Source organism: uncultured Rossellomorea sp., from assembly GCF_947488365.1.
GTDB lineage: Bacteria > Bacillota > Bacilli > Bacillales > Bacillaceae_B > Rossellomorea.
On the sequence record NZ_CANKZT010000003.1, the window covers coordinates 36,941 to 60,953 of the forward strand.

At 42.7% G+C, this 24,013-nt stretch carries 28 protein-coding genes; 21 read left to right on the top strand and 7 right to left on the bottom strand.

Annotated elements, in window-relative coordinates; genetic code table 11:
• Positions 1 to 62: 62 nt before the first annotated feature.
• The 4 genes from Q1B03_RS11455 (at position 63) to Q1B03_RS11470 (ending at position 5,978) form a co-directional block, all read left to right on the top strand.
• Positions 63 to 1,127 (top strand): carbamoyl phosphate synthase small subunit, encoded by a 1,065-nt coding sequence (locus Q1B03_RS11455; RefSeq protein WP_299741331.1) that lies wholly within the window; start codon positions 63 to 65, stop codon positions 1,125 to 1,127.
• Positions 1,120 to 4,197 carry a carbamoyl phosphate synthase large subunit gene (locus Q1B03_RS11460; protein ID WP_299741332.1) on the top strand — a complete coding sequence of 1,026 codons (3,078 nt, stop codon included), beginning with the start codon at positions 1,120 to 1,122 and terminating at the stop codon, positions 4,195 to 4,197. The genes Q1B03_RS11455 and Q1B03_RS11460 overlap by 8 nt, the downstream gene beginning before the upstream one ends.
• The gene (gene argF / locus Q1B03_RS11465) at positions 4,194 to 5,141 is read left to right on the top strand and encodes an ornithine carbamoyltransferase (protein ID WP_299741333.1); all 948 of its coding nucleotides are present in this window, start codon (positions 4,194 to 4,196) and stop codon (positions 5,139 to 5,141) included. Before Q1B03_RS11460 ends, argF begins: the two co-directional genes overlap by 4 nt.
• A 375-nt stretch (positions 5,142 to 5,516) precedes the next feature.
• Positions 5,517 to 5,978: a YueI family protein gene (locus Q1B03_RS11470; RefSeq protein WP_341357278.1), complete on the top strand. Its 462-nt coding sequence runs from the start codon at positions 5,517 to 5,519 to the stop codon at positions 5,976 to 5,978.
• On the opposite strand, the gene Q1B03_RS11475 is transcribed toward Q1B03_RS11470, so the two are convergent.
• From Q1B03_RS11475 to Q1B03_RS11485, 3 genes are all read right to left on the bottom strand, one after another.
• A complete protein-coding gene (locus Q1B03_RS11475) occupies positions 5,975 to 7,039 on the bottom strand; it encodes an AbrB family transcriptional regulator (RefSeq protein WP_299741335.1) in 1,065 nt (354 codons plus the stop codon). The genes Q1B03_RS11470 and Q1B03_RS11475 overlap by 4 nt on opposite strands.
• Before the next feature lie 220 nt (positions 7,040 to 7,259).
• Positions 7,260 to 7,469, bottom strand: a complete 210-nt coding sequence (locus Q1B03_RS11480) for a hypothetical protein (protein ID WP_299741336.1) — start codon at positions 7,467 to 7,469, stop codon at positions 7,260 to 7,262.
• Positions 7,470 to 7,607: 138 nt separating this feature from the next.
• Positions 7,608 to 7,856, bottom strand: a complete 249-nt coding sequence (locus Q1B03_RS11485) for a hypothetical protein (RefSeq protein WP_299741337.1) — start codon at positions 7,854 to 7,856, stop codon at positions 7,608 to 7,610.
• A gap of 202 nt (positions 7,857 to 8,058) precedes the next feature.
• On the opposite strand from Q1B03_RS11485, the gene gatC reads away from it, so the two are divergent.
• The 4 genes from gatC to Q1B03_RS11505 all read left to right on the top strand — a co-directional run bounded on the left by gatC (position 8,059) and on the right by Q1B03_RS11505 (position 13,211).
• Entirely contained in the window at positions 8,059 to 8,349 is a 291-nt protein-coding gene (gatC, locus tag Q1B03_RS11490; protein WP_034760864.1) for an Asp-tRNA(Asn)/Glu-tRNA(Gln) amidotransferase subunit GatC, read from the top strand.
• Positions 8,350 to 8,361: 12 nt separating this feature from the next.
• Positions 8,362 to 9,822 (top strand): Asp-tRNA(Asn)/Glu-tRNA(Gln) amidotransferase subunit GatA, encoded by a 1,461-nt coding sequence (gene gatA / locus Q1B03_RS11495; RefSeq protein WP_299741338.1) that lies wholly within the window; start codon positions 8,362 to 8,364, stop codon positions 9,820 to 9,822.
• A 12-nt stretch (positions 9,823 to 9,834) separates the two neighbouring features.
• Entirely contained in the window at positions 9,835 to 11,265 is a 1,431-nt protein-coding gene (gene gatB / locus Q1B03_RS11500) for an Asp-tRNA(Asn)/Glu-tRNA(Gln) amidotransferase subunit GatB (RefSeq protein ID WP_299741339.1), read from the top strand.
• Positions 11,266 to 11,540: 275 nt separating this feature from the next.
• Positions 11,541 to 13,211 (top strand): M4 family metallopeptidase, encoded by a 1,671-nt coding sequence (locus tag Q1B03_RS11505; RefSeq protein ID WP_299741340.1) that lies wholly within the window; start codon positions 11,541 to 11,543, stop codon positions 13,209 to 13,211.
• A gap of 101 nt (positions 13,212 to 13,312) precedes the next feature.
• Here the strand turns inward: Q1B03_RS11505 and Q1B03_RS11510 are convergent, their stop codons facing one another.
• Positions 13,313 to 13,468: a hypothetical protein gene (locus Q1B03_RS11510; RefSeq protein ID WP_299741341.1), complete on the bottom strand. Its 156-nt coding sequence runs from the start codon at positions 13,466 to 13,468 to the stop codon at positions 13,313 to 13,315.
• A gap of 101 nt (positions 13,469 to 13,569) precedes the next feature.
• Between Q1B03_RS11510 and Q1B03_RS11515 the strand changes: the two genes are divergently transcribed.
• The 6 genes from Q1B03_RS11515 to Q1B03_RS11540 all read left to right on the top strand — a co-directional run bounded on the left by Q1B03_RS11515 (position 13,570) and on the right by Q1B03_RS11540 (position 17,633).
• Complete coding sequence (locus Q1B03_RS11515; RefSeq protein ID WP_299741342.1) at positions 13,570 to 13,998, top strand: DUF4257 domain-containing protein; 429 nt, start codon at positions 13,570 to 13,572, stop codon at positions 13,996 to 13,998.
• Complete coding sequence (locus Q1B03_RS11520; protein ID WP_156142419.1) at positions 13,964 to 14,128, top strand: hypothetical protein; 165 nt, start codon at positions 13,964 to 13,966, stop codon at positions 14,126 to 14,128. Before Q1B03_RS11515 ends, Q1B03_RS11520 begins: the two co-directional genes overlap by 35 nt.
• A 430-nt stretch (positions 14,129 to 14,558) precedes the next feature.
• The gene (locus tag Q1B03_RS11525) at positions 14,559 to 15,125 is read left to right on the top strand and encodes a thioredoxin family protein (protein ID WP_299741343.1); all 567 of its coding nucleotides are present in this window, start codon (positions 14,559 to 14,561) and stop codon (positions 15,123 to 15,125) included.
• 182 nt (positions 15,126 to 15,307) lie between these two features.
• A complete protein-coding gene (locus Q1B03_RS11530) occupies positions 15,308 to 15,688 on the top strand; it encodes a helix-turn-helix transcriptional regulator (protein WP_299741344.1) in 381 nt (126 codons plus the stop codon).
• 353 nt (positions 15,689 to 16,041) lie between these two features.
• Positions 16,042 to 16,821, top strand: coding sequence for a class I SAM-dependent methyltransferase (locus Q1B03_RS11535; protein WP_299741345.1), 780 nt, complete (start codon positions 16,042 to 16,044; stop codon positions 16,819 to 16,821).
• A gap of 14 nt (positions 16,822 to 16,835) precedes the next feature.
• Entirely contained in the window at positions 16,836 to 17,633 is a 798-nt protein-coding gene (locus tag Q1B03_RS11540) for an arylamine N-acetyltransferase (RefSeq protein WP_299741346.1), read from the top strand.
• Positions 17,634 to 17,682: 49 nt separating this feature from the next.
• Here the strand turns inward: Q1B03_RS11540 and Q1B03_RS11545 are convergent, their stop codons facing one another.
• Positions 17,683 to 18,138 (bottom strand): DUF2269 family protein, encoded by a 456-nt coding sequence (locus Q1B03_RS11545; protein ID WP_299741347.1) that lies wholly within the window; start codon positions 18,136 to 18,138, stop codon positions 17,683 to 17,685.
• Between the two features lie 285 nt (positions 18,139 to 18,423).
• Here Q1B03_RS11545 and Q1B03_RS11550 point away from each other — a divergent pair, with 285 nt between their 5' ends.
• Positions 18,424 to 19,338, top strand: coding sequence for a diacylglycerol kinase (locus Q1B03_RS11550; RefSeq protein ID WP_299741348.1), 915 nt, complete (start codon positions 18,424 to 18,426; stop codon positions 19,336 to 19,338).
• A gap of 49 nt (positions 19,339 to 19,387) precedes the next feature.
• Here the strand turns inward: Q1B03_RS11550 and Q1B03_RS11555 are convergent, their stop codons facing one another.
• Together Q1B03_RS11555 and Q1B03_RS11560 are read right to left on the bottom strand one after the other, a co-directional pair.
• Positions 19,388 to 19,738, bottom strand: coding sequence for a hypothetical protein (locus Q1B03_RS11555; RefSeq protein WP_299741349.1), 351 nt, complete (start codon positions 19,736 to 19,738; stop codon positions 19,388 to 19,390).
• A 133-nt stretch (positions 19,739 to 19,871) separates the two neighbouring features.
• A complete protein-coding gene (locus Q1B03_RS11560) occupies positions 19,872 to 20,639 on the bottom strand; it encodes an SDR family NAD(P)-dependent oxidoreductase (protein WP_299741350.1) in 768 nt (255 codons plus the stop codon).
• A gap of 222 nt (positions 20,640 to 20,861) precedes the next feature.
• Between Q1B03_RS11560 and Q1B03_RS11565 the strand changes: the two genes are divergently transcribed.
• The 6 genes from Q1B03_RS11565 to Q1B03_RS11590 all read left to right on the top strand — a co-directional run bounded on the left by Q1B03_RS11565 (position 20,862) and on the right by Q1B03_RS11590 (position 23,982).
• Positions 20,862 to 21,218, top strand: coding sequence for a helix-turn-helix domain-containing protein (locus Q1B03_RS11565; RefSeq protein ID WP_299741351.1), 357 nt, complete (start codon positions 20,862 to 20,864; stop codon positions 21,216 to 21,218).
• Positions 21,219 to 21,313: 95 nt separating this feature from the next.
• Positions 21,314 to 21,619 carry an antibiotic biosynthesis monooxygenase gene (locus Q1B03_RS11570; RefSeq protein ID WP_299741352.1) on the top strand — a complete coding sequence of 102 codons (306 nt, stop codon included), beginning with the start codon at positions 21,314 to 21,316 and terminating at the stop codon, positions 21,617 to 21,619.
• Positions 21,619 to 21,990, top strand: a complete 372-nt coding sequence (locus Q1B03_RS11575) for a hypothetical protein (protein ID WP_299741353.1) — start codon at positions 21,619 to 21,621, stop codon at positions 21,988 to 21,990. Before Q1B03_RS11570 ends, Q1B03_RS11575 begins: the two co-directional genes overlap by 1 nt.
• A gap of 137 nt (positions 21,991 to 22,127) precedes the next feature.
• Positions 22,128 to 23,504: a 23S rRNA (uracil(1939)-C(5))-methyltransferase RlmD gene (gene rlmD / locus Q1B03_RS11580; RefSeq protein ID WP_299741354.1), complete on the top strand. Its 1,377-nt coding sequence runs from the start codon at positions 22,128 to 22,130 to the stop codon at positions 23,502 to 23,504.
• A 16-nt stretch (positions 23,505 to 23,520) separates the two neighbouring features.
• Positions 23,521 to 23,751 (top strand): helix-turn-helix domain-containing protein, encoded by a 231-nt coding sequence (locus tag Q1B03_RS11585; RefSeq protein ID WP_299741355.1) that lies wholly within the window; start codon positions 23,521 to 23,523, stop codon positions 23,749 to 23,751.
• 36 nt (positions 23,752 to 23,787) lie between these two features.
• On the top strand, positions 23,788 to 23,982 hold the full coding sequence (locus Q1B03_RS11590) for a YwbE family protein (protein WP_299741356.1): 195 nt from the start codon (positions 23,788 to 23,790) through the stop codon (positions 23,980 to 23,982).
• Positions 23,983 to 24,013 lie beyond the last annotated feature (31 nt).

Below are 24,013 nucleotides of genomic sequence, written 5' to 3' on the forward strand. Positions count from 1 at the left end.
TTAGCAACAAATGTATAAAAATTCTTTAATATAAATAAAAATTCAATTTAAGGGGCGATCTCATGACAGGTTACTTATGTTTAGAAAACGGAAAGACCTTTATAGGTGAAGTCACAATGGATGAAGAAGATCCCGTTCAGGGTGAGATTGTATTTTTTACGGGAATGACGGGGTATCAGGAAGTACTGACCGATCCTTCCTACAAAGATCAAATCGTTGTTTTCACGTATCCGCTCATCGGTCAATATGGCGTAAACGAAGATGACTTCGAGAGCTCACAGCCGCAGGTGAAGGGAGTCATCATGCTCCAATCACCTGCGCTGTACTCCCATTATCATGCGACTTCTTCCCTTAAAGACTATCTCAAAAAGTGGAAGATCCCATTCATGACAGGTGTGGATACGAGGCAGGTAGTGAAGGCGATCAGAGATGTTGGAACTCAAAACGCGTGTATATCTTATACAGAAGTACTTCCAGGAAAAGAGAAACTCACAGGCCAAGTTGAAAAGGTAGCCCTTACTCAGATCCGCAAGATGGGTAGTGGAAACAAGCATATAGCCGTCGTCGATTTCGGTGTGAAGAAATCGATTGTATCCAGTTTGATAAAGATGGATTGTCTTGTTACCGTCATTCCCTATCATCAGCTTGAGCTTCTGGATCAGATGAATGTTGACGGACTGGTTCTGTCGAACGGTCCTGGAGATCCGAAAGAAATGATGAGTCTTTTACCTAAGCTGAAGGAGAAAATCATGGAGCTTCCGACCCTCGGAATTTGTTTAGGACATCAATTAATCGCACTGGCACTCGGAGGGAATACCGAACGATTATTATTCGGTCATAGAGGGGCGAATCATCCTGTCATTGATAACCAAACCGGAGAGGTGTTTATCACATCACAAAATCATAATTACGTCGTGAACGGGGCCAGTTTAACAGGAACCGGGTTAGAACCGCGTTTTATGAACGTCAATGACGGTTCCCTTGAAGGGCTTCAACATAATAGCAAGCCTATTCTTTCGGTTCAATTTCATCCTGAAGCGCGTCCGGGTCCTGAAGATGCTTCGTGGATATTCCAACAATTCTATCAAACGATTAAACAACCAGGGAGAGAGAAGATGTATGCCTAAAGATTCCAGTATTCAAAAAATCCTCATAATCGGATCAGGCCCTATCATCATCGGGCAAGCAGCAGAGTTTGATTACTCAGGTACACAAGGCTGCCTTGCCCTGAAGGATGAAGGGTATGAAGTGATTCTCGTGAATCATAATCCGGCGACGATCATGACAGATACGACCTACGCTGACAAAGTGTACTGCGAGCCCTTAACGGTCAAAACATTAACTGCGATTATCGCTGCTGAACGCCCAGACGGAATCGTCGCAAATCTTGGAGGTCAAACCGCTCTGAATCTCGCAGTGGAGCTGGATGAAAGAGGAGTTCTCGCGGAATATGGAGTGACACTGCTTGGGACCTCTGTGGATTCGATTCAAAAAGGGGAAGACAGAGAGAAATTTCGAACCTTGATGAACACATTGGGACATCCAACGGCAGAAAGTGCTATCGTACACGACCTTCAAGGGGCTATCCTTTTTTCTGAAAAGATTTCCTTCCCGATCATTGTGCGCCCGGCTTATACATTGGGGGGAAGAGGAGGCGGCATCGCTTCTACCAAGGAGGAATATAGTAAACTCGTTCAAACCGGATTAAAGGCTAGCCCGATTCATCAAGTACTGGTGGAAAAAAGCATTGCCGGGTTCAAAGAGATTGAGTATGAAGTCATGAGAGATTCGAAAGGAAATTGTATATCCGTCTGTAATATGGAAAATTTCGACCCTGTTGGTGTCCATACGGGTGATTCCATCGTCGTCGCTCCTTCTCAAACTCTGACAGATCAAGAGTTTCATATGCTTCGTACAGCAGCGTTTAATATTATCAGTGCGCTAGAAGTGGTGGGAGGATGCAATATACAATTTGCTTTAGACCCTAACAGTAACCAATACTATGTGATTGAAGTGAACCCAAGGGTGAGCAGGTCTTCTGCTTTGGCATCGAAGGCAACGGGCTATCCCATTGCCAAAATTGCGGTGAAGCTTGCTGTTGGCTATACATTGAACGAAATTATCAACCCACTGACGAGAACCACTTTTGCAAGCTTTGAACCTGCTCTTGATTACGTGGTCGTCAAGTTTCCAAGATGGCCATTCGATAAATTTCCTGAGGCGAATCGGGTGCTCGGAACGAAGATGAAAGCAACGGGAGAAGTGATGTCGATCGAGCGTTCGTTAGAGGCTGCCTTTCATAAAGCTCTTCAGTCGTTGGATCTGTCCTTAGAAAACATTTATAGCGAACTGGCCGGCTTATCTCAGGAAGAGCTTGAAGAGAGGATTGGAATACCAACGGATCTCCGCTTTTTTGAACTGTTGGAATTGTTGAGACGAGACCATTCGATTCACACTCTTCATGAAAAGACAGGAATCGATAAGCTGTTCTTGTCTATCTTGAGTAACTTAGTATTCATGGAAAATAAGCTGAGAACATCCGACTTCACTTCTGTTCTTTTGAAAGAAGCAAAGCAATTCCGGTTTGAGGATAAAACCATTGCCGGATTAATGGGGAAACCGGAAGCGTCCATTGAAAAAATGAGAGTGGACGAAGGAATCGTGCCCGCCTTTAAAATGGTGGATACATGTGCAGGTGAATTCGAAGCGATCACCAATTATGCCTACTCTACTTATTATGGAGACAATGAGATTCAACCTTTACAAGGAGGGAAAAAGGTCCTGATTGTTGGAGCGGGTCCGATTCGAATCGGTCAGGGTGTCGAGTTTGACTATAGTGCCGTTAAAGCGATTCACCGATTGAAAGAGCATGGATATACGACCATCATGGTGAACAATAACCCGGAAACCGTGAGTACGGATTATGAGACGGCAGATCGATTGTACTTTGAACCTATTACGAAAGAATCGGTCCTTTCCATTATCCAGCACGAGAAAGTCGATACCGTACTCGTTCAATTCGGCGGACAAACGGCCTTAAACCTGGCTTCTATTTTAGAGAAGAAGGGCATCCAATTATTTGGGACATCTTCAGACATCATTGACCGTGTAGAAGATCGCGAACGCTTTTATCAACTGCTGGACGAACTGGGGATTCCTCGTGTGAAGGGAGATATCTGCCACAGTAAAGAGGAAGCATTAAAAGTAGCACAGTATTTAACCTTTCCTCTTCTTTGCCGTCCATCCTATGTGATTGGAGGGAAAGGGATGGTGAAAGTAACGACACAAGCCGAAATCGAGAAGTTCATACAGGAAGCGGATGAAGAGTACTTCCCTATTTTAATTGATGAATTCAAAGAGGGTCAGGAAATCGAAGTTGACTTGGTGGGGGACGGAGACGGAGTGTATGTTCCCGGAGTCATGGAGCATATTGAACGGGCAGGCGTCCATTCAGGGGACAGCATGTCTATTTTTCCTTCTGAATCCCTGTCAATTGAAATCAAGAGAACGATTGAAGGCTATGCTCAAAAGATTGTGTCTTCCCTTCATTACAAAGGGATCATGAATATTCAATTTTTGCTGCAGGGTGAAGAGGTATTCGTGTTGGAAGTGAACCCGAGAGCAAGCCGGACGGTTCCGGTGGTCAGCAAGGTTCTTGGTTACTCATTAATCGATATGGCGACAGACCTTATGTGCGATGAGTCGTTGAAGATAGACGCCTTTAGCCCTCCTGCAGAAATAGACGTTGTAGGAGTGAAATATCCTGTATTTTCATCACATGCCCTGCCGGAGATCGATCAAACACTCGGGGCCAATATGAAGTCAACGGGAGAAGGATTATGTCTTGGTAAGACGGTTGAAGAAGCCCTGTATAAAGTATTTGAAGGGCTGCATGAAGCTATAGAAACTGGTGGGACGGTTTATATCGATAGTGACCAAAAAGAATTAAAACAGTATCAGACTTCTACGGAAACTTCGTTTAGTGACTGGGTTGAAACAAGCAATGCTTCTGTGTATTTCAGTCATGAAGAAACTGTTGAAATGAAGAAGAGAAGAATTGCAGCGTTAGAAGCAGGGGTCACCGTTTTAACGGAAGCAGAGACCTTATTGGCCTTTTTTCGAAGTATGAAAGTGAATAAAGTGAACCCCATTTCATTGGCACCATCAAAATCCGTACAGGGAGTGAGCAGAGTATGATGAATCCAAATGTTGCGACGTCGCCGGTTTCCTTGAAAGGGAGAGATCTTGTCACGTGGTTGGATTACTCAACGGAAGAGGTAGATGAGCTCTTAGCACTGGCTCAGTACTTGAAGAAAAATCCTTATTCAAAGGTGTTGGAAGGAAAGACACTTGGGATGATTTTTGAAAAGTCGTCCACAAGAACCCGTGTCTCTTTTGAAGCGGGAATGCTCCAGATGGGAGGTCATGCCATCTACCTCAATGCCCGTGATATACAACTGGGTAGAGGAGAGTCGATTGCAGATACGGCACGTGTCCTTTCCTCTTATGTGGATGGAATCATGATCCGTACGTTTGAAACTGAGAAGGTTATGGAACTTGCCCAGTACGCGAAGGTCCCAGTCATCAACGGACTTTGCGATACGTACCATCCTTGTCAGGCATTGGCGGATGTTCTCACGATTTTGGAGCTTAAGGGAACGCTAAAAGGATTGAAGGTTGTGTATATTGGGGACGGGAATAATGTGGCACACTCCTTTATGATTCTATGTGCGAAGCTTGGAATGGATGTCGTCATTTCTTGTCCTGAAGGATATGAACCCGTTAAAGAAATTATCGGTAAGACGGTTGAGCTTGCCGGAATGAACGGAGGAAGCTTTACTCTTTCTTACGATCCGGTAGAAGCAGTTAAGAATGCGGATATCGTATACACTGATGTATGGGCAAGCATGGGTCAGGAGGAAGAAGCGATTAAGCGTCTTAAAGACTTCAAACCTTATCAAGTGAATGAACAGCTGCTACAGCATGCTGCACCCCAAGTGAAATTTCTTCATTGTCTCCCGGCACACCGTGAAGAAGAGGTGACAGCGGCTGTCATTGACGGACCATGTTCTGCCGTATTTCAGCAAGCGGAAAATCGACTACATGTACAGAAGGCTATATTGCAATCACTGTTTGTATAAGATCATTATTTTTCTGAAAGATTGTCGTTTATATAAATGATTTTGTGAAAGTCGACCTAAGATAAGTTGATTGGACCGGAAAGTGTTCGACTCCTGAGGGAATAGAAGGACAGGTGAGGCACCGCAGGAGCGCAGCGTCGAGGAGGCCCGCCGCCCGCCCCGCGGAAAGTGAACCCCTGTAGAGGAAATCAACCACTACTCGCTATTGGTTATCTAGTTACATCCATATAAATCAAAAAGGTCCGCTTCTGGATGGAAGCGGACCTTTTAGTTGCCTGAAAGCATTTCCATAAGAGAAAATAAGACTGAACCAAACAAACACATGTAAACATATAGTGTAGGAGAAACTGTAATTAGACCGTTTTGGAGGTGCTTGTGGTTTTGAGTAAACCAACGATTGATGATTACCTGGATAATGGAATATATGGCCAGAAGCAAACAAAGCCTGATGAAAGAAGAAAGTTTCTCGGAAGCCTGCGGGAACGAATCGTCGTTGCCCTGACTCAGAGTCAGGTAAGGGAAAAGGGAGTATACAAGGAAGTTCAGGAGAGTCTGAAGAAGCATCCTGAGGCGAAGCTTTTATTAAATGGTAATATGAGCTACTCTTTCTTATCTAAATACATCAAGCTCGCTGATACGTATCATGTCTCTTTTTCAATGGTGACCAATAAGGAGATCGAAACCGATATAGGCCTCGTCCTCGCTTATGATCATGCCATTGATAAAGAGGAAATCTATGTGAAGAAAAAAAATGAAAAAGCCGCTGAAGAAAAACCAAAGGCAAAGCAGAAGCAAAAGAAAAGCCTATTTTCATCCATTAAAAACAAGCTTTTCTAATTTTGTCTGCCCTTTTGGAAAATAGAGAGTCTAAACAGTCCTTTCAAAGTCGCGGGGATGATGAAAAGAATGAACAGGATCCGAAATAAATGGTACCCGGTAATGATGGAAAGATCTGCGTTGACGGCTTGCCCTACCAGCGCCATCTCGGCCATGCCTCCGGGAGCCAGGCTGATAAAGGCAGTCAGGAATGAAATGTCATGCCAGCGACTTAATAAAAAGCTAAGGCCAGCACAGTATAGGAGCAGGCAGAGTGACGTGAATAAAGACCACATGATAAACTTGCCCATCGTTTTGGACGACGAGAAATTCATCATGAAGCTAAAGTAAATGCCGAGTGATAATTGAGCCAGGATGATGAACAGTCCGGGCATATGCGGGACCGGTGATTCAGCCACCATGAAGCCGCCGATGACCAGGATCGGGCCAAGCAAGGTCGCGGTGGGCAGGTGGATTTTTTTAGCCAGGAACCCTGCTGCGACGGCAATTGTGAAAAAGAGGACAAACTCCCAGTGTAAGGCAGGCATCTCAAACGAACGCGCGGCCGTCCCCGCGCCGGCTCCTTCTCCAGTCAAAAGGGGACTGAAGACGAGGAACGGTACGACAAAGATGACAGACAGCAGCCGGATGACCTGAAGGATCGTCACGACCGTTAAGTCGATACTCTTCATCTCCTCCCCAAGTGCCACCATTTGCGAAAGTCCACCGGGGATACTCCCGGTTATCGTCGAAGGCAGGCCGATTCCCGTCATCTTAGACGTGATATAGGCAAGGACCATACTGAACACAATAATCGCAATCGTCATCGTCAGCATAGAAGGGAGCTGAGTGAAAATTTCGATCATGGTTTTCTGACTGAAAGATTGCCCAATGGTATAGCCTACGATAATCAATCCAAGATCTCTGAAATAGGATGGCCAGGCGAGCTCAAGGGTCGTGCATTTGTTGATGAGAAAGACAGAAACCATGGAACCGAGCAGCCAGGACAGGGGAAGATCAAGGAGCGTGAACACCAACCCGCCTATAGCTCCGGCTATAAAGGCTAATAGAATGGGATGCATATTGAAAATCCTCTCCATTTCATTACTCTATTTAAAGGTAATCAAATGGAAGAGAGGAAGCAAATGGAATGCTTTAGTTGGTAGGGAGATATCGCTCGGGGTCGAGTCTGCTTCCTTCTGCAACAATTGCAGTCATTCCGCCATCAGATCCGGATTCATGCATTTCCCCTTCCTCCCAAAAGACGGCCATTCCTGGTTCCACTACGATCTTTTCTTCCCCTTAGACTCTCACCCATCCACTTCCCGATGTGATCATCAGAAGCTGATCGCACATGGCGGGATGCATTCCCAGTACGCTGTTTGCTTCTAAATAAAAGTAACCGATCTGAAATGGCTCATCAGGCTTTAATAATGGATGGATGCTCACGTTTCGGCTGTTGAATTTTTGAATGGATTTACCGGTATTTTGTTTGAAGCTATAAATTTTCATGGAATCACCTCTTTTATAGGTTCGGTTTTGGGGATGAGATATCCTTTAACGGGGAGGAGAGAATGAAGTTTTGGCCATTATATGGGAAATGACGCAATTATAAGGATATTGACGCAATTAAGTGTGAAATTGACGCAATTATCCGGAAAAAGACGCAATCGAAGCCTGAAATGACGCAATTATCCGGAAAAAGACGCAATCGAAGCCTGAAATGACGCAATTATCCGGAAAAGACGCAATCCCCCGCGCACTGGTCCACGTTGACGGTCCTTCGTCCATCAGACCATACACAAATGGACCAGTTTTCCCCTTTGAAAATCCTCCCAAAATCGTGTCCAACTCATCGATTGCTACCATCTTGAATCCTCGATTCTTCTTGGGGACCATACAGAGACCCCCCCACCCAAGGTCCGTCCCTCACAAAATGGCACATCCCCTCCCTGATTCGTGGTAGAATGAATGGAGGTATGGACAAGAATCAGCCATGCTCCTAACAATCGTTATCTCTTATCATAGTTGCTTTAATGAAGCGAATTTTGGTATTATCAATAGTATTGTGAGTGTTCGAACATATACGGAGGTGAAGAAGATGTCTAGAATTTCTGAAGAGCAGGTGAAGCACGTAGCGCACCTTGCGCGACTAGCCATCACAGAGGACGAAGCGAAAAAGTTTACAACTCAATTAGATGCGATCATCGGGTTTGCCGAGCAGCTGAATGAATTGGATACTTCAAATGTGGAAGCGACGAGTCATGTGTTGGATATGAAGAACGTTATGCGTGAAGATAAGCCTGTTGAAGGACTGCCACGTGAAGAAGTATTAAAGAACGCACCAGACAAACAAGATGGACAAGTACGCGTTCCATCGATCTTGGACTAAGGAGGGGACCTCATGTCATTATTTGACCATAAATTATCAGAGCTTCATGAGCTTTTACATAAGAAAGAAGTATCTGTCACAGATCTAGTAGACGAATCATACAAACGTATTGATGCCGTTGAAGATAAAGTAAAAGCATTTTTAACATTAGATGAAGAAAATGCCCGCAATAAAGCGAAAGAAATGGATGCAAAGCTTGGTACAGACGAAAGCAAAGGTCTTCTTTTCGGAATGCCGATCGGAATTAAGGATAATATCGTCACAAAAGGGCTCCGTACAACATGTGCCAGTAAAATCCTTGAAAACTTCAATCCTATTTATGATGCTACGGTTATCAATAAATTACATAGTGCCGATACGATTACGATCGGAAAACTGAATATGGATGAATTCGCGATGGGTTCATCTACTGAGAACTCCGGTTTCCAAAAGACGAGCAATCCATGGAATCTGGAAACGGTTCCCGGGGGATCTTCAGGTGGGTCAGCAGCATCCGTTGCAGCTGGAGAAGTACCTTTCTCACTTGGTTCAGATACAGGCGGATCGATTCGCCAGCCAGCGGCATTTACAGGTACTGTCGGTTTAAAACCTACGTACGGAAGGGTATCCCGTTTCGGTCTAGTGGCATTCGCTTCTTCACTGGATCAAATCGGACCGATCACTCGTAACGTAGAAGATAATGCATACCTACTGCAAGCGATCGCTGGTCTTGATCCGAATGATTCTACTTCAGCCAATGTTGAGGTTCCGAACTACGCGGCAGCTCTGACAGGTGATGTGAAAGGCTTAAAGATTGCTGTTCCAAAAGAATATTTAGGTGAAGGTGTCGGTGAGGAAGCCCGTCAAGCAGTGCTTGCTTCATTAAAAGTGTTGGAAGGCATGGGAGCTACATGGGAAGAAGTTTCTCTTCCTCATTCTAAATTTGGTGTGTCAACATACTACCTGTTAGCATCGTCTGAAGCATCTGCCAACCTTGCACGTTTCGATGGTGTCCGTTACGGTTACCGAACTGCGAACGCAGAGAATCTTCTTGATCTCTACAAGAATACCCGTGCAGAAGGATTTGGGGACGAAGTGAAGCGTCGTATTATGCTTGGAACGTTTGCATTAAGTTCTGGATACTATGATGCCTACTACAAAAAAGCACAGCAGGCACGTACACTGATCAAGAAAGACTTTGAAGACGTATTTGCGAAATATGATGTCATCATCGGACCAACAACACCGACTCCGGCGTTTAAAATCGGGGAAAAAATCGATGATCCATTAACGATGTATGCCAATGATATTTTAACGATTCCAGTAAACCTTGCAGGAGTACCGGGAATTTCTGTTCCTTGTGGATTCTCTTCAACTGGACTGCCACTTGGACTGCAAATCATCGGGAAGCATTTTGACGAAAGCACGATTTATCGCGTAGCCCATGCATTCGAGCAAGCTACAGATTTCCATACAAAAAGACCACAACTGTAAGGGGTGAAATCAATGAATTTTGAACCAGTAATCGGACTAGAAGTCCACGTAGAATTAAAAACGGACAGTAAGATGTTCTCTCCGGCACCGAACCATTTCGGAGCAGAGCCAAACACTAACACAAACGTAATCGACCTTGGATATCCCGGTGTTCTTCCGGTCGTTAACAAACGTGCCATTGAGTTCGGGATGAAAGCAGCGATCGCATTGAACTGTGAAATCGCAACGGATACGAAGTTTGACCGTAAAAACTATTTCTATCCGGATAACCCGAAAGCCTACCAAATTTCTCAATTTGACAAGCCGATCGGTGAAAACGGCTGGATCGAAATTGAAGTGAACGGTGAGAAGAAACGCATCGGAATCACTCGTCTTCACCTGGAAGAGGATGCTGGAAAGCTGACACACTCAGGCGACGGTTATTCCCTTGTCGACTATAACCGCCAAGGTACTCCTCTTATTGAGATTGTATCTGAGCCAGACATCCGCACACCGGAAGAAGCGTATGCGTATCTTGAGAAACTTAAATCCATCATTCAATATACAGGGGTTTCCGACTGTAAGATGGAAGAAGGATCGCTTCGCTGTGACGCCAACATTTCCCTTCGTCCAATCGGACAAGAGAAATTCGGTACGAAGGCCGAGCTTAAAAACCTGAACTCCTTTAACTTTGTTAAAAAAGGATTGGAGTATGAAATCGTCCGTCAGGAAAAGGTTCTTTTATCCGGAGGAATGATTCAACAGGAAACGCTTCGTTTCGATGAATCAACAGGTAAAACGATCCTTATGCGTGTAAAAGAAGGATCGGATGATTACCGTTACTTCCCTGAACCTGATTTATTACACCTTCACATCGATCAAGAGTGGATGGACCGCATCCGTGCAGAGATCCCTGAGCTTCCGGATGAGCGTAAAAAGCGCTATGTAGAAGATTTAGGCTTACCTGCGTATGATGCCATGGTTCTGACATTAACGAAAGAAATGTCCGATTTCTTCCAGGAAACCGTTGAAGCGGGTGCAGACGCGAAGCTTGCGTCCAACTGGCTGATGGGTGAGGTTTCAGCTTACTTAAATGCACAGCAAAAAGAACTTGAAGATGTTAAGCTGACTCCTCAAGGACTGGCAGGCATGATCGAATTAATCGAAAAAGGAACGATTTCTTCCAAAATTGCGAAGAAAGTGTTCAAGGAACTAGTGGAAAACGGTGGAGATCCAGAACAAATCGTCAAAGATAAGGGTCTCGTTCAAATCTCTGACGAAGGTGCCTTGCTCAAGATCGTGACGGAGACGCTTGATGCCAATCCACAATCCATCGAAGATTATAAGAACGGGAAAGATCGCGCCATCGGCTTCTTGGTTGGTCAAATCATGAAAGCAACAAAAGGACAGGCCAACCCGCCGCTTGTTAACAAGCTGCTGCTTCAAGAAATTCAAAAACGCTAAAAATATAATCGCAGCCCCTGGAAACCTAATATTTCCAGGGGTGATTTTTTTGTGAAAGAGGGACGGACCTTGATTTAAATCAAGGTCCGTCCCTCTTTTTTAGTTCAAGTTTTCCTGAAAAACATGATTTTTCTGCGTTTTATGCAGGTATTTTAACCCGATGTTGAAAAAGGAAATATGTAGGTATTTTGGCTCGTTCGAGGTGGATAGTGCTTGTACTATAGTATATTTAATGTTTTAAATAGTTAGAAAATTCTTATAAAGAGGTGTTGTAATTGAAGAAAAAAGTCGTAGCATTAGGTTTAACAGCAGGATTAATGATGAGCCCGGTATTTTCTCCGGAAGCATTGGGTGCATCAAATGTGAGTGAAAAGGTGAACTTCAATGCGAAGTTGGGGACTCCCCAATTTATATCCGGTAAATTAACAAAGGCATCTACCAATGCCCCGGAATCGATCGTATTTGATTATTTAATGGAAAAACAGCAGGCGTTCAAGTTCAAAGGAGACGCAAAGCTATCTTTTCAAGTGAAAGAAAAGCGTAAAGATGACTTAGGGTATACATATCTACGCATTCAACAAGTATATAAAGGAACGCCTGTATACGGCGCCGTCCTGACTGCTCATGTGAATAAAGATGGTGTCCTGACTGCATTATCCGGGGCTCCGATAGCTAATTTAGATGAAAAACAAAACTTAAAGCAAACCAAAAAATTATCTAAAAAAGAAGCCCTTTCTAAAGGGGAAACTGATTTAGTGAAACACGTAGGCAGCCAGCCTGACTATGAATATGCACCTAAATCTGAATCCGTGATTTATGTAAAAGATGGAGAAGCCCATTATGCGTATCTCGTAAACTATAATTTCCTTGCTCCGGAACCAGGGAACTGGAATTATTTCGTTGATGCTGTAACCGGCGACATTCTAGGCAAAGTAAATAATATCCATGAAGCGAACAACGGAGCTGGTAAACCAGGCGGCGGAGGTGGAGCCGTTGGAGGAACGGATACTGTCGGCTCAGGAAAGGGAGTATTGGGCGATACGAAATCGTTGAACACGTACCTTTCTTCTTCAACTTATTATTTACAGGACCGCACGAGAGGTAACGGAGTGTTCACGTATGACGCTTCGAACAGGACACGTCTGCCGGGATCACTGTGGGCGGATAGCGACAATCTTTTCAACGCAAGCTATGATGGAGCTGCTGTTGATGCTCATTATTATGCGGGGCAGACATACGATTACTATTTGAACACACATAATCGTAATAGCTATGATGGCAATGGGGCAGCACTGAAGTCGACTGTTCACTATGGAAGAAACTATAATAATGCATTCTGGAATGGGCAGCAAATGGTATATGGTGATGGGGATGGAACGACATTCGTTCCATTATCAGGAGGACTGGATGTCATTGCCCATGAGCTGACACATGCCGTAACGGATACAACAGCGGATCTAATTTATCAAAATGAGTCCGGGGCTATCAATGAATCTATGTCCGATATTTTTGGAACATTGGTAGAATACGATACGAATAATAATCCGGATTGGGAAATCGGGGAAGACATTTACACACCTAATAAGAGTGGCGATGCACTTCGCTCCATGTCAGATCCGGCAAAATACGGTGATCCTGACCACTATTCTGTAAGATACACAGGGACGCAGGACAACGGTGGGGTTCATATCAATAGTGGAATAGGAAATAAAGCAGCCTACTTGCTAAGTCAAGGTGGCACTCACTATGGTGTGAAGGTGACGGGAATCGGAACCGATAAAACAGGGGCAATCTATTACCGTGCGTTAACTCAATACTTAACACCATCTTCAAACTTCAGCCAGCTTCGTTCAGCAGCGGTTCAAGCTGCTACAGATTTATATGGTGCAGGAAGTGCTGAGGTGGCGAGTGTGAATGCCGCGTATAATGCGGTTGGCGTCAACTAAATATGCTGAATGAGGAGAAGGGCTGTAATGGCTCTTCTTTTCTTTGTTCTTCCTGGTACTATATGGTGCGGGTTTTATTTGAATCCTACATGTGGTCATGGTTATATTTGTTTCTTCTTTGCTTTTTCCAGAATCTTCTTGGCTAATCGATAATACGTATCCGCTTCGACTTTTGATTCAGCTCTCTTTAGCTGCATCATATAGTTTTGGAATCGAAGTTTGTCGACGGACGAGACTTTCATCACAATTTTTCTCATTTCGGCACTCCTTTAGTGGACAAAATTGCGTCCAATTATCTATTCTGAATTTTCTGTAAATAATGTATAATAATAGTAAATGATTCCAGAGGGTGGATAGAATGTCCTTATTCGAAGTGATCTTGTTGCCAATGTTAATGGGTGGTATTGGAGGCTTAGGACATATTCTGGTTTTCAAAAATGGTCATTTCACTTTTCCGCGAAAATTTATCGATGACCAAGGTGAGAGGCACTATCTTTTTGGTTCAACAAAGGATATTATCATAGGCATTCTAGCAGGGTATCTGTCAGTATTACCGGTTGTTGAAACGGTCCCGATCTGGTATGTCATCTATATTAGTTTATTATCAGGTATCGGGGGAAGTTCCGTCATCACACGAAAAATCGAACAAAATTTAGCAAGCACCAAAGCGTCTTATATTCAAGAGCTATCTCATTATCAGCTCGAACCGACCTCTAAGGGAGGGACTCCAAACCATAATGAGGTGAAACCTGTTGGCGAAGTGGAAGAAAAAGAGAATCAAGGTTGAGCTGCCACCAGAAGATTATGAAAAAGCAAATCATTATCTAAAAAGACTGAAGGAGGCAGATAGCCTAGTCGAGCTGAACTACTACTATAATAAAGTGGCAAAAATTATAGAAAAATCACAAAATGTTTAAGATGGTTCAATTCAAGAGTAGTCCTATACCTATCTACTTTAACCAAAAAATGTGAGGGTGAAACTGACAATTGAGTCAGCTTTTTTTCTGTTAAGAAAAGATGTATGAAAGATAGTTCTCTTCACATACTTACTTATTCCATCCCCCTCTGGAAAAAAATAGTCTGGGAGTAGCACTATGCTATTCCTTTTTTTAGATTGAAGGATTATAAGAAATAGAGTTCATAAGAACCTGTAAACCTGCCCGTTACGGTGCTTTTCTTATATTATATTCCTACAGGCATAATCGTACAATTGAAATTTTGAATAGAATGAAAATTATATTTTCCTTGTGAAATACGAGAAACATGAATATGCTATAAGGAGAATTTAAGAGAGAAAAGATGTTGGTGCTTCACTGGAATGAGTGTGGGGCTGGAGGAGGAAGAAACATGAACTTAGAGCAATGGTTCACTAAAGGGATGACACCTGAAGATTACTTGGAATATATGAGTGTACATAAAGAAAATACCGAAGCGATCAGGAAGAACTTTACGATTCCACAAGAAGACATAGAAGTTTTGGCTAAACTAGGAGAACACTCCTTACGGGTGATTGCCATCACGGAAGATTGGTGTGGAGATGCCATGCTGAATATCCCGATTCTGTTGAAACTGGCAAAATCCGCTGACATGGACGTACGGATGATTTTACGGGATGAAAACCTTGAACTGATGGATCAATACTTAACGAATGGCATCTCGAGAGCGATCCCCATTTTCATTTTCATCGATCGTGATGGAAATGAAAAGCTGGTATGGGGACCCAGAGCCCCTATGGTAAAGAAGATCGTGGATGATGAACGGGCGAAGCTGCCACCGAAGGATCATGAGCTTTTCCCAAAAAAGCAGAGGGAAATGATTCAACGCTTAACTTCTCAATATTCGAAAGATGAAGAAGTATGGCAGGAAGTGTATGAAAGCTTGAAAACAAGTCTTGTCCAGAATGTGCTGATGTAAAAAGGATCCGAATATAAGAAGACATCCGGTCGTTTCTGGAGTCTTCTTTTTTAAAAGGCATGATGTCTTCATACTCACTCAAAATAGAATGGTAAAAAGTACCCGTCGACATGGGATTTTTTGCCGGTTCACGAATGACGGAATTCGCGTTAATATGGTATAGGATGAGGAGTTGAAGCATCATGATTCACCAAAAGACAAATACAATTGTTATAGAAGCGCTAAATAAATTTCCCCATAAAATTCACATTAAATTGGGAGAAATCCTGCGTGAACGAGGATTGACACAAGGCGATCTTCATCGCTTAACAGGGCTAAGAGTGGCTACGATCAATGAGCTAGTGAATTTCAAGAAGAAATCCTTAACGGTGGCTCATCTTGTTTCCATTATGATCGCCCTTAGAATTACAGACATTCGTGATCTCATCGAAATAGAATTTGATCAAGAAGTTCGGGACTACTTCAATGAAGAAAATCAACGAATGAAAAACGGATTTACTCCTGACCTGACAAAAACCGCTGAACAAAATGTAAAGCGAATCGCAGCTGGAGCAAACAACTAAACATCATTGCATCTCAAACGGTCATTTCTGATGGCCGTTTTTTTTAGGTTGGGGACGGACCTCTATTTCTTATTCATATTCCCATGTCAAATGATAGAAATATAATATATTTCAAGGTTTACAACTAGTCAAAACAGGATAATTCCTTAAGGTAAGTAATAATTTAGCAGTTTTTTAACTATAACGATATAAAGACCATGGAGGTCCGTCCCTCTAACATTCAGACAGCAGGAGTTTTGGGACAGGATACAGAATGTAGTATGTATGGAATAGCCAGGTTTTTGTGTTGGAGTTGAAATGAAATCGTAACGTTCATTTTAGTGAAAATCAATTATGATAGGGGAAGAGAGTAAATGGAAGTTAATTTTGGTCATGTGACCTCTCGTTATGCTGCGTCTTGTGATGATATACCGCATCAATTTTTTGATACGTTAAAGGTCAGGGGAATTGTGTGGGAAGGCAGAAAAGTGGCTGAAATTGGTTCTGGTACCGGTGCTATGACTCGAAAGCTTCACAAGCGTGGAGCCGAAGTGATAGGGGTCGAGCCGTCTATTGAACTTAGGAAAGCTGCCAAGGCATTAGAGAGTAAGAAATACTTGGAAATCCCATATCTTACAGGTACAGCTGAATCTACGAATCTGCCGGATCAATACTATGATATTACCATGATCCACAGAAGCTGGCATTTATTCGACCGCCCGAAAGCGATTAGCGAAATGAAGCGGATACTTAAGGAAAAAGGAATGTTCATTGTGAGTGATTCAAGCTTCCTTCCACATCACGAAGTGGTAAAGGATACGATGACGTTTTTACATGAACATATAGAGATAACCCCACCAGGATCAAAAGTCGATTCAGTGAAACGGTTGAATGGATTTCCAGTGGAATGGCTGTTAGAATGGCAGGAAGCTGACTTTAACTTGAAAGATTTTTACACATTTTATTACCCAGTCGACTTTACGTTACAGTCTTGGTGTGAGCGAGTAGGCTCCTTATCCTGGCTCACTCATTTAGAGGATAGTGAGAGAGAGGGATTACTGCAATCATTACATACGTTCCTGTCCGAACGTTACGATGCTCTTCATGAGTTTACTCTTCAGCACCAGTTTACAGTCTGCCTGATGAAAAAGTAGAAAGAGTGATCGGATTGGAAGCAGTAAAAAAATATGTAAACTATTTAAATATGGATATAGAGCCCCCAACGTTAAACTATTTGCAACGACTAATCCAGCAGCACTTAATCAGGATTCCATATGAAACCTTCAGTAAATTTTATTATTTCTCTCAAGGTGAATCCTTTGTGCCTTCTTTACACACCTTCGCAGAAAATCTCCACTCGAAAGGGTGGGGAGGCACCTGTTTTACATTAAATATTAATTTTGGGAGACTATTGAAGAAATTAGGATTTGATTGTCAATTTGTCAGAGTGCAGCCGGGTCACCTTGGATTGATGATTACCATTGATAACCGTAAGCTCTACGTGGATGTGGGATATGGGTCACCGATCATGAAGCCTGTCGAGCTTGAAGCGAGACAAAGACATCTTCTTCACGGCTTCGGGGAAGAAATTATTTTCACCCAGAAAGACATTCGTGAATTTGAAGTGGATCGCCGTTCAAATGGCAAATCCTTTGTGAAAAAAACCATTGAGTGGATCCCATTAGAGGAAGAAGAATTAGAAGCCGACATAGAAGCATCCTACTTGGATTCCGATGATAACATTACAATGAGAAGAATCACCGCCGTTCGCTTCCAGGGCAATCAGTGCTACTTCCTGCGTAATGAGACATTGAAAGTGATGACCTACCGGAACATCCGTGAATATCAGATGAAGGATCTTGATAAGTGGAAAGATATCGTCGGGGAAGTCTACCACTTTGATTCTTCGTCCCTACAGGAATCCATCCAGTTTTTACATCAGCGGAATATCAAACTGTTCCCATAAGCCGTCTGGAATATCGAACTGATATTCTGGATGGTTTTTTTGTTTATACTTAAGGTTTCATAATCATAAGAATGAATAGTAGAACTCCGAGAGTGGATGCCATATAAAAGTAACGGTCAACTTTCACTAAGTGACGTTGGATTTCTTCGGGTGGCGCCCCTGTAAGGTGCTCATTCTCCGGCAAGGATATCCATTCGCTTATTTTTTTGGAGAGGGGTGTGATGAAACCAATGACGATGATTTGAATGAGAATATAAAGTATAACAGACCCCAGAATCCACAACTGTGCAAAACTCCCATAATCCCCTTTATAAAAAAGGATAAATCCTGTTAACACGGCAATGCTTCCACCAATTTTAGGGAAATATTCTAATCGTCTATTCAATTCTGTCGTCACCTTCAATTGTTCAACGCTTTTGTCAGGACGGGTCAATACATGTGCGAAAAACGTTGGCCCAACCCCGATAATGGCAGACAGTACATGTAAAAGAATCAACCATTCCATCTGAGCACCTCCATGATGAGTAATCTATAAACATTACGAAAGAGAGTGCCGATTTATGTATTTTTTATAACAATGAGCGGGGGAGGCTGCTATACGACATAACAATTTTCATTTTTCATTAGATTTTTCCAGCGAAAAGAGTTATGATATTGACCGGTAGACGCTTTATAATAGATAGCCTATTGAATTAAAATTGCATGAAAAAAAATAATTAGTATATGATGTTAAAAGATGGAATATAACAGGACGAGTTTTTGGAATTAATACAGATTAGGATGATGGGGTATGAAACGAGCAAGAATTATTTATAATCCTACTTCTGGCCGAGAGCTATTTAAGAAGCACCTTGCAGAAGTATTAATTAAATTAGAACAAGCTGGATATGAAACCTCTGTTCACGCAACCATTTGCGAAGGAGATGCGACAGAAGCTGCGCGCATTGCTGTAGAACGCAAGTACGATATTGTTGTCGCTGCAGGAGGAGATGGCACTCTAAATGAAGTAGTCAACGGTTTAGCCGAACAGGATTACCGACCGAAACTTGGAATTGTTCCAATGGGGACAACGAATGACTTCGCACGGGCTCTTCACATTCCAAAGGATATTGGATCAGCCATTGATGTCATCACTAAGGGTGAATCCATTCCTGTCGATATCGGGCGCATGAATGAACGCTACTTCATTAACATAGCCGGTGGAGGAAGAATCACAGAATTGACCTATGAAGTGCCAAGTAAGCTTAAAACGATGATGGGGCAGCTGGCCTACTATTTAAAAGGAATTGAAATGCTTCCATCCATCAAGCCGACTGATGTTTCCATTGAGTATGATGGAAAGCTATTTGAAGGAGAAGCGATGCTATTCCTCATTGGTTTAACGAACTCTGTCGGGGGCTTTGAAAAGTTGGCACCGGATGCCTCGATCAATGATGGCTTATTTTCTCTCTTAATTTTAAAGAAAACAAATCTGGCTGAGTTTATCCGCATTGCGACATTAGCCGTTCGTGGCGAGCACGTAAATGATCCTAACGTGATTTACACCCAAGCCAATCGAATTAAAATCAAAGCAAAAGAAAAAGTACAGCTGAATGTAGATGGTGAGCTGGGCGGTGTCCTTCCAGCAGAATTCGAAAACCTTTACCGCCATTTGCAAGTATTTGTCCCTCTTGATAAGATTCGCCCTGAAGATAAAGCTGAATAATGATAAAAGGAATGCCGTGGTGGCATTCCTTTTTTGTATATTTGATTCTCTAGTTAACGAACAAAAACACACTAAAAGACAATGGGAAACCAATTAGAAAACCCCATCCAATCTGTTGTTTATGACGGAAAGGAACTTTTCTCACAATCCAAGACAGAATGTGGGCCACAATCACAAATGTAAAGACCCAAATGAGTTGTCCCACCACAAACACAAATAAATAAGCAAGGATGGATTCTTTATTTAGTAAGAGGGAAATCCCAAAACCAAAGGTCAAGGTTAAAAAAGTGACTGCAATCAGGGTGTAGGGTAGCCACCATCTTCTTGACTTGAGAGCGAATAATACTCCAAGAAAAACATTTCCTACGAGGATAAGGTTTACTAAGAAGTCTGGGTTCATATTTATCTACCTTCTCTTTCTAGAATTGTTGCACATACCATTTTACCCTTTGTTCATCGGATAAAACGAGGTAAGTTTTAACATCAAATCTAGTAAAATGAAGAATTACATGAACCTGTTAAAAGAATAGGTCTTATAGAATACTCTGGATGATGCCGCCTTCGACACGTTGAGCTGCACCGTTGATGGCGGAAGCTTTCTCGGAAGCCAGGAAAACAATTGTATCAGCCACTTCCTCCACTGTTGCATAGCGTTGTAAAAGGGAAGTTGGTTGATCGTTTTTAAAATATTCAGTGATAAATATGTCCAGATCCTGACCGTTTTCATTCGCTAAGTCTGTGATGAATGTGCCGAATCCTTCTGTCCATGTTGGTCCCGGCAGAACAGAGTTGACAGTTACATTTGTTCCTTTTGCCACCTCAGCAAGACCTCTGGATAACGTGATAAGAGCAGTCTTAGAAACACCATACGGAATAAGCTCAGGATACGGTTTAATTCCTGCTTCACTTGCAATCGTAATGATACGGCCTGCATTGCGGTCCATCATTTTTCCAAGGAATGCCCGTGAGAGGCGAACGGCACTCATGACGTTGATCTGATAATATTCAAGCCATTCTTCATCCGTGACTTCTTCAAAAGGTTTTACTGTGAAGACGCCGGTGTTGTTTACAAGTACATCCAGATCTCCTAGTTCGTTTACTCTCGAAATTAATTCGTCTGACTCATCTTTCTTCGAAACATCTGCACGGATGCCATAAACGGTCCCAAAGTAGGACAACTCTTTTACGGTAGCATCGACTGTAGAGTCCGAGCGCCCATTGATAATGACTTTAGCTCCTTCTTTTAAGAAACTGATGGTGGTTGCTTTTCCTATTCCTGATGTAGAACCTGTAACAAGCACTAATTTATCTTTTAAACTTAATTCATTTCAAACATCTCACTTTCAAAGCATTTTATTATTTGAGCTCTTTCCCGCTAGCAACATAAGTATGCAACACGCTGCCAGACTTGAAAAGTACGCACTTTCCAGTGATATTGATACTTACCGGTGATATAGGTACTAAGCGGTAACTTTTAATAAAATCCTTTATTTCATATTGAAAATTCATCTTAGGAGGTCCAAATGAAGAAGTATCATTTACCGATAGAAGCGACTTTGGATATTATTGGTGGAAAATGGAAGGTGGTCATTATGTGCCACTTGATTCTTGGAACGAGAAGAACAAGCGAACTTAAGAAATTAATGAGTGGAATCTCACAGAAGATGCTTATACAGCAATTGAAGGAATTAGATGAAGATGGATTGATCCAGAGAAAGGTCTATCACCAGGTCCCACCGAAAGTGGAGTATTCCCTGACAGAGTACGGTTGGACTTTGAAGGACGCTTTGGACGCACTCTGTGTATGGGGAGAGAAGCATATTGAAAAAAATTATGAAAATAAATATGACGTCTTAGAAGAAAGTATTCTCAATCGGTAACTCCTGTTAAATTTTGTATTCCCCACCACTCCACGACTATGTTACAGTGGATAAAAAGCATGTCGGACAACAGTGCCACTGGAAGGGTGAATTCAATGTATATTGTACATTCAACATTTGTAGTTCCTGATGAGAAGGCTGATGAGGTGATTTCAATCTACCATTCCCGTTCAGGAATAGTCGACAAGGCGGAAGGGTTTCAACGATTCCTGCTCTTGCAAAATGAGAAAAAACCGGGAGAAATCACGGTTCATATGGAATGGGATACGAAGGAACATTTTATGACGTGGGTGCAAAGTGAAGACTATAAACGGATTCACGAATTGGAGAAAAAGTACCCTGATCAGGAGCTTGCTTCGATTATCCCTTCCATTCATCGCTTTAAGGTGGTGGCGTACTAATGGAAAGTAAGTATAAGAGTGTCATAGAAGAAGCGGTGGCAAAGCTGTACGAACGATATCCTGAATTAGATGAAAAGTACGGCGAAGTCGGACGAAAGAAATGCTATGAAGATAATATTCACCATTTCAACTATCTGGAATCGGCATCTGATGTTGGTGAATCAAAGGTTTTTTCTGACTATGCCCTTTGGCTCAACAGCGTGCTGGTGAGCAGAGGCATGAAATCTGATCATCTCATTGATAACTTCAATTGTATCAACGAATCGCTTAAAGAGTGCGATATTGAAAAAGGCGAAGAATTCAAGCTTTATCTGAACGAAGCAATAGAGTCCATTCAAGAGGCAGATCGCAGAAACATGCCATCATCCTAAACGATAAAAGCATCGAACCACCGCGTTCGTTGCTTTTTTACATAGAGAGGGACGGACCTTCATCCATTTCATTCTCCACCTCCATTTATGGTACAATCAGTAGAGTCTTAAAAAGGAATTCGTAAAGGAAGATATTCGTGAGTAAAAAAGCGCCAGTTCAAAAAAATGATTATATAGATGAAGCAGTATTTGAAGATCTGACCCATGACGGGAATGGGGTGACGAAGGTGGACGGATACCCATTATTCGTTCCCAATGCACTACCAGGTGAGGAAGGCAAGGTTAAAGTGGTGAAAACGAGTAAAGGCTATGGATTTGGGCGGCTGACAGAGCGCACCAAGGAAAGTCCGTTTCGCCAGGAGCCTCCATGTCCGATCTACAAAGAATGCGGCGGCTGCCAGATTCAGCACATGACCTATGAAGGACAGCTGCAAGCAAAAGAAAAAAATGTTCGTGATGTCATGCAGCGTATCGGAAAGCTTGGAGACATTCATGTCCATCCGGTAATGGGGATGGAAGAACCGTGGCGTTATCGTAACAAAGCCCAAGTGCCTGTAGGGGAAAAGGAAGGGCGCTTTGTAGCGGGCTTCTATCAAAAACGAAGCCATGAAATCATCGATATGGACAAATGTATCATCCAGTATGAAAAAAATGATGAAGTGATTCAGCATGTGAAGAATATATGCGAGAAACTGGAGGTCCGTCCCTATGATGAGAAGAATCATAAGGGGATATTGCGTCACATTATGACCCGGACGGCGTATACGACTGGAGAGGTGATGGTCGTATTGGTAACAAGGACGCCTGAGCTCCCTCATAAGAATCGGATTGTAGAGGAGCTTGTTGAGAATATTGAAGGATTGAAATCGGTTGTTCATAATGTGAATCCTAAGAAAACGAACGTGATTATGGGGGATACCACTCGGGTTCTATGGGGGGAAGAAGTGATCTATGATTACATCGGAGACGTGAAATTTGCGATTTCCGCCAGATCCTTCTATCAGGTGAACCCTGAGCAAACGAAGGTTCTCTATGATAAAGCATTGGAATACGCTGATTTACAAGGAGAAGAAACCGTCATCGATGCGTATTGCGGAATTGGAACGATCTCTCTATTCCTTGCCCAAAAAGCGAAGAAAGTGTACGGGGTTGAAATTGTCCCGCAGGCGATAGAAGATGCGAAGCAAAATGCCGAGTTAAATGAAATGACCAATGTAGAGTTTAAAGCAGGACCTGCCGAGGTGGTCATTCCAGATTGGTATAAAGAAGGGATCAGAGCTGACGTCCTTGTCGTGGACCCTCCACGTAAGGGGTGTGATGAAGCACTTCTAAATACGATCCTGGCCATGAAGCCGAAGAAGGTCGTCTATGTATCCTGTAACCCCGGTACACTTGCACGAGACCTTAGAATATTAGAAGATGGCGGGTATAAAACAAAAGAGGTCCAGCCTGTTGATATGTTTCCGCAAACGATGCACTGTGAAGCCGTTGCGAAGATTGAGTTAGTAGAATAAGCGAGGAAGAAAGCCGATGTATCTCACAATTAAAGAAACAGCCGAATATCTGTCACTGCCGGAAACGTATATTGAGAGCCTCATTCAGCAAAATAAAATTCGGGCGGTTCACGACGGAAATCAATATTTATTATACCGGGACCAATTCAATCAGCATCTGGAGCAGATGGAAAAAATGAAGCGTCAGCTTGCTGAATATCTAAGTGAACCGATTCCGGAAGATATCGATGTGAAGGATGAAGACTAGCCTTTTGGAAATTACCTAATGAAACGGGGAAATACAATGAGCGGACAACAGCGTTCTAATATCAAACAAGGTCTTGAAGTGGATATCGTCCTGAAAAAAGACCAAAGAACAAACAAACTGACACGTGGGGTTGTAAAAGATATTTTAACCAACTCACCGAATCATCCCCACGGTATTAAAGTCCGTTTAGAAGATGGACAAGTCGGGCGAGTGAAGAATATTATTCAGTAGTGTTTGGAGAGAGGCCTTTAATGGTCTCTTT